Origin of the sequence: Virgibacillus sp. 7505, assembly GCF_002272135.1 — a bacterium.
Lineage (GTDB): Bacteria > Bacillota > Bacilli > Bacillales > Amphibacillaceae > Terribacillus.
The window spans coordinates 1-223 of sequence record NZ_NPBF01000389.1 but is presented as its reverse complement, the minus strand read 5'-3'; the positions used below and the strand labels follow the sequence as shown (position 1 = coordinate 223).

General features: G+C 50.7%; 1 protein-coding gene. It reads right to left on the bottom strand.

Annotation, left to right across the window (positions count from 1 at the left end; all coding sequences use genetic code 11):
- Positions 1–70: 70 nt before the first annotated feature.
- Entirely contained in the window at positions 71–220 is a 150-nt protein-coding gene (locus CHH91_RS21545; protein ID WP_353615343.1) for a hypothetical protein, read from the bottom strand.
- Positions 221–223 lie beyond the last annotated feature (3 nt).

The window sequence follows — 223 nt, the reverse complement described above, 5'->3', positions numbered from 1 at the left end:
TTCACGGCAATCTGCCATTGCGCCAACACCAAAACCATCCAACACGAGCAACGTTGCTTTTCCCATATAGCTACATCCCCCTTTTTTGCTGATGGACAATAACCGGCTTGCCGTTTGCCACACCTCTGACAAAGGCAACGTGGGAACGGGTCACAAACACTTGTGAACGGTAGGCGTACACAACCGTATCACCTGTCTGCATTCCCTGTTCACGCTTCAATGC